Annotated in this window: 5 protein-coding genes and 1 pseudogene; 1 reads left to right on the top strand and 5 read right to left on the bottom strand. The window is 67.3% G+C overall.

Translation table 11 applies throughout. The features are described 5' to 3' along the window. The 4 genes and pseudogenes from G3N99_RS34215 to G3N99_RS34200 form a co-directional block, all read right to left on the bottom strand. Positions 1-125: pseudogene (locus tag G3N99_RS34215) on the bottom strand (recombinase RecA); the annotation flags it as partial. A 271-nt stretch (positions 126-396) separates the two neighbouring features. Continuing rightward, the gene (locus G3N99_RS34210; RefSeq protein WP_174937801.1) at positions 397-1,191 is read right to left on the bottom strand and encodes an ABC transporter ATP-binding protein; all 795 of its coding nucleotides are present in this window, start codon (positions 1,189-1,191) and stop codon (positions 397-399) included. Position 1,192: 1 nt separating this feature from the next. Beyond that, positions 1,193-2,089, bottom strand: coding sequence for an ABC transporter permease (locus G3N99_RS34205; protein WP_039346181.1), 897 nt, complete (start codon positions 2,087-2,089; stop codon positions 1,193-1,195). Positions 2,090-2,228: 139 nt separating this feature from the next. Continuing rightward, positions 2,229-3,194: an ABC transporter substrate-binding protein gene (locus G3N99_RS34200; RefSeq protein WP_043187240.1), complete on the bottom strand. Its 966-nt coding sequence runs from the start codon at positions 3,192-3,194 to the stop codon at positions 2,229-2,231. Between the two features lie 332 nt (positions 3,195-3,526). Between G3N99_RS34200 and G3N99_RS34195 the strand changes: the two genes are divergently transcribed. Further along, positions 3,527-3,835 carry a VF_A0006 family four-cysteine protein gene (locus G3N99_RS34195; RefSeq protein ID WP_174937800.1) on the top strand — a complete coding sequence of 103 codons (309 nt, stop codon included), beginning with the start codon at positions 3,527-3,529 and terminating at the stop codon, positions 3,833-3,835. Positions 3,836-3,945: 110 nt separating this feature from the next. Here the strand turns inward: G3N99_RS34195 and G3N99_RS34190 are convergent, their stop codons facing one another. Next, entirely contained in the window at positions 3,946-4,761 is an 816-nt protein-coding gene (locus G3N99_RS34190) for a MetQ/NlpA family ABC transporter substrate-binding protein (protein WP_011353265.1), read from the bottom strand. Positions 4,762-5,086 lie beyond the last annotated feature (325 nt).

The raw sequence follows: 5,086 nt of genomic DNA, 5'->3' as shown, positions 1-5,086 counted from the left end.
CCCGGCAGCTCGGCGGACAGCGGCGCGAAGCCGGTCTCGATCGTGCGCGGACCGCCGCGCGCGAGCTGCGAGCCGCGCCACAGCGACGGATGAAGGGATTCGGGAGAAATGGAGGATGCGAGCATGATGCCACCCACAACTGTATGGATATACAGTATATGGCAATGCGCTCGCGTCGCACAGCACCGGTGCGAAACCGGTTTTCGTCAGAGGAAAAACGACGGGAAAGCCGGTGCGGCCGTCATGTTACGCCACGCGGGAGCGGGAGCGGCCGGATCGTGTTGTCCGAACACGCGCCACCGCCATCCGGCCCGAATCGCCCGGCCAGGTCGGCACGCCACCCCGAAAGCGAACCGGCACGATGCAACACCCCGCACCGCGCCGACTCGCCGCCCGTCAGCCGAGCAGCAACGCGTCGTCGTCGAGCTGCTCGTGACGCACCTTCTCGAACATCTGCAGCAGGTCCGGCACGTCGAGCCCCTTGCGCGCGTCGCCCGACACGTCGAGCACGACCTGCCCCTGATGCAGCATCACCGTGCGGTCGCCGTAGTCGAGCGCCTGCCGCATGCTGTGCGTGACCATCATCGTCGTCAGCTTGCTCTCGGCGACGATGCGCGCGGTCAGCTCCAGCACGAACGCGGCCGTCTTCGGGTCGAGCGCGGCGGTGTGCTCGTCGAGCAGCAGGATCCGCGACGGCCGCAGCGACGCCATCAACAGGCTCACCGCCTGCCGCTGGCCGCCCGACAGCAGCCCGATCCGGTCGGTCAACCGGTTCTCGAGGCCGAGGTTCAGGAGCCGCAGCTTGTCGCGGAACAGCTCGCGCGACGGCCGGTCGAGCGCGGCCCGGAAGCCGCGCCGCGCCCCGCGCGCCATCGCGAGCGCCATGTTCTCCTCGATCGTCAGCGCCTCGCAGGTGCCGGCCATCGGATCCTGGAACACGCGCGCGACGAGATGCGCGCGATCCCACGCGGCCTTGCGCGTCACATCGGTGCCGTCGATCGCGATGCGTCCCGCATCGACGGCCTGGTCGCCGCTGACCGCATTGAGGAAGGTCGACTTGCCGGCGCCGTTCGAGCCGATCACCGCGACGAACTGGCCGTCGGGAATCTCGAGCGACAGCCCGCGCAGCGCGCGCGTCTCGATCGGCGTGCCGGGATTGAACGTGAGTTTCAGGTCTTGTGCGGACAGCATGTCAGGCCCCTCCGTTCTTGCGCGCGAACAGCTTCTTGCGCGTCGCCGGCAGCACCAGCGCGATCGTGACGAGCGCGGCCGTCACGAGGTTCAGATCCTGCGCCTTCAGCCCGATGAATTCGCTGTTGAGCGCAAGCGCGATGAAGAAGCGATAGACGATCGCGCCGAGCACGACGGCGAGCGTCGTCAGCACGAGCCGGCGCGCCGGCAGCAGCGTCTCGCCGATGATCACCGCGGCCAGCCCGATCACGATCGTGCCGATCCCCATCGAGATATCCGCGCCGCCCTGCGTCTGCGCGAACAGCGCGCCCGCGAGCGCGACGAGCGCGTTCGACAGCGCCATCCCGGCGAGCGTCGCGCGGCCGGTCGCGATGCCTTGCGCGCGCGCCATCCGCGGGTTCGCGCCGGTCGCGCGCATCGCGAGGCCGAGTTGCGACGAGAAGAACCAGTCGAGGCCGAGCTTCGCGACCACGACGACGATCGCGAGCAGCGCCGGGCGCAGCACGTAGTCGGGCATCCAGTCGGGCTGCAGCACGGTGAAGATCGTCGGCTCGGTGATGAGCGGCACGTTCGGCCGGCCCATGATCCGCAGGTTCACCGAATAGAGCGCGATCATCATCAGGATACTGGCGAGCAGATCCATGATCTTCAGGCGCACGTTGAGCCAGCCGGTGATGAAGCCGGCCACCGCGCCCGCGACGATCGCGATGCAGGTCGAACTGAACGGGTCGTAGCCGGCCGAGATCAGCGTCGCGGCGACGGCGCCGCCGAGCGGAAAGCTGCCGTCGACGGTGAGGTCGGGGAAGTTGAGGATGCGAAACGAGATCAGCACCCCGAGGGCGACGAGGCTGAAGATCAGGCCGATCTCCAGGGCGCCCAGAAACGAGAACAGAGACATGATGGGGAAATCCTGTTGCTTCCCGGCCGGACGTGTACGGCCGGGCGAAGCGAACGGGCGGCCCCGGGTGGGAGCCGCCCGTCCGGCGGTGTCGTTCAGGCCCGGATCGGGCCCGCAAGCGCGGCGGTCGGACCGCGGCTTACTTGATGACCGTCTTCGCTTCCTTGAGCAGATCCGGCGACAGCGTCACGCCCTGCTTCGCGGCCGCGCCCGTGTTCGCGAACAACTCGAGGTTGCTGCTCGTCTCCGACGCGATCGCGCCCGGCTTCTCGCCCTTCAGGATGCGCGCGACGACCTTGCCCGTCTGGCGGCCGAGGTCGCCGTAGTTGATGCCGAGCGCCGCGATGCCGCCGCGCTTCACGCTGTCGGTGTCGCCGGCGACGAGCGGGATCTTCGCTTCGTTCGCGACCTTCACGAGCGCTTCGTACGCGGACACGACGTTGTTGTCGGTGTTCGTGTAGATCACGTCGACCTTGCCGATCAGGCTTTTCGCGGCTGGGCCGATGTCGACGGTACGCGGCGCGGCCGCTTCTTTCAGCGTCATCCCCTGCTTCGCGAGGATCTCCTTGAGCTCCTTCACGACGACGACCGAGTTCGCCTCGCCCGGGTTGTAGACCATGCCGACCGTCTTCGCATTCGGCACGACGCGCTTGATCAGCGCGACCTGGCGATCGAGCGGCAGCTTGTCGGACACGCCCGTCACGTTGGTGCCCGACGGGCCCCAGCCCTTCACGAGCTGCGCGGCGACCGGATCGGTCACGCCCGAATAGACGACCGGCACGCTCTTCGTCGATGCGACCACCGCCTGCGCGGCCGGCGTCGCGATCGCGACGATCACGTCGGGCTGGTCGCCGACGAACTTGCGCGCGATCTGCGCGGCCGTGCCCGTGTTGCCCTGCGCGCTCTGGTATTCCCACTTGAGCTTGTCGTCGCCGTAACCTTCCGCCTTCAGCTCGGCGCGCACGCCGTCGCGGATCGCATCGAGCGCCGGGTGATCGACGATCGACAGCACCTTGACGGTCTGGGCGTGCGCGGCACCAGCCAGCGCGAGTGCGGCCACGCCGGCCGTGATCGAACGGATCGCGAAAGTCTTGAAACGCTTCATGGGTGTGTCTCCCCCGTATTGTGTCGGTTCTGGATGATGGATTCCCGCCGCCGTCAGGCGGGCGCCGCCACGCGTACGACGCGCTAGCGAACGGCCCGCGCACGCTCCGGGAAAGCGTGCAGCGGCGAACGCACGAGGATACCATTTCCGCAGACCACCGCCTGACTCCGCGCTTTCGCATCACGCGCCGGATCGCCGCGCCCGCCGAAGCCCGCGAACGCGCGCGAAGCCCGCCCGGCGGCGGTTCCCGTCGGCCCGGCGCAACGCGTCAGCCGCGCTTGCGGCTTTACGTTATGCTGTCGACCGACCCAATCCACGCCATCGGAGAGCACATGAAACGGGGAGTCCGAGCCATCGCATTCGCCGCCGTCGCGCTGTCGCTGCCGGGTGCGGCATTCGCGCTGACCGACGGCAGTGCGCAATACGACGACTGCATGCTCAACGCGCTGCGCGAAAGCCGCAACGGCGCGGCGGCCCAGTTGATCCAGCGCTCGTGCGACGCGCTGTATCGCAACAACGCGATGCTGCTGCCGCGCGAGCGGCGTTTTCACGAGTGCGTCGTGCAGTCGCTGCCGGGTGTCCGCGACAACTATGCGATCCAGCAGATCATGTCGATCTGCTCGCGGCGCGGCGAGATGTGAGCCGGCGTTGAACGCGCCACACCGTGCGGCCGTCGATCGGCCGTACCAATGAAAAAGGGCCTGCGCGATGCAGGCCCTTTTGGTTCAGCGGGTCGACAGGTATGCGGCGTTCAGAACGACGCGACCATCGAGCCCTTGAACTGCTTCTTGATGAATTCCTTCACTTCCGGCGACTGGTACGCCTTGACCAGCTTCTTCACCCACGGCTGGTCCTTGTCCTTCGCGCGCACGGCGATCAGGTTCGCGTACGGGCTCGTCAGCGATTCGAGCGCGATCGCGTCCTTGGTCGGCTGCAGGTTCGCGGCGAGCGCGTAGTTCGTGTTGACCACGGCCGCATCGACGTCCGACAGCACGCGCGGCAGTTGCGCCGCGTCGAGTTCGGAGATCTTCAGCTTCTTCGGGTTGTCGGCGATGTCGAGCACCGTCGCGTTGTTGCCGCCCGTGCCGGCGCCCGCCTTCAGCTTGATCAGGCCTTGCGTCTGCAGCAGCAGCAGCGCGCGGTTCTCGTTCGACGGATCGTTCGGCACCGCGAGCTTCGCGCCTTGCGGCAGGTCCTTCAGCGCCTTGAACTTCTTCGAGTACACGCCCATCGGCGAGATGTAGGTCAGGCCCGCGCTGACGATCTTGTAGCCGCGCTGCTTCACCTGGCTGTCGAGGTAGGGCTGGTGCTGGAAGCTGTTCGCGTCGAGGTCGCCCGAGTCGAGCGCCGCGTTCGGCTGCACGTAGTCGTTGAACTCGATGACCTTCACGGTCAGGCCTTCCTTCTCCTTCGCGACCTTCTGCACGAGCTGCCACACTTCCGAATCCGGGCCGGCGACCGTGCCGACCTTGATCACCTTGTCTTCGGCGTGCGCGCCTGCCGACAGCGTCAGTGCTGCACCGGTGGCCAGCACGGAAAATACCTTCAGGAGACTGCGACGCTTCATCTGTTTCTCGCTTTCTTGCTTACTGGATGACTGAAAATGGGGCGCGATACGGGTATGCCCCGACTCGCAGGAAGGGGCAAATGGTGTCACAGGATCGGCGGGAAGTGAAATACATCCCGCTCATATGGGTATGCACCGCAGCGGTGCTGGCGGGGGCTGCACGACTCGGCCGTTAGTTGCGTTTATACGAATGGCGCATCAGCCCGCGTGCGTCACGCCACCGCCGCCCGGTCGATCACCTTCGCGTCGAATGCAGGCTCGCCCACCTGCCCGCCGACCCGGAACGCGCCGACCGCATCGCGCAGCCGCGCGGCCTGTTCCTGCA

It is taken from the genome of Burkholderia sp. Ac-20392, from assembly GCF_017104585.1.
GTDB classification, from domain to species: Bacteria; Pseudomonadota; Gammaproteobacteria; order Burkholderiales; family Burkholderiaceae; genus Burkholderia; species Burkholderia lata.
Note: the sequence above shows the minus strand (reverse complement) of the source record. Positions and strands in the feature narration are given on the sequence as shown.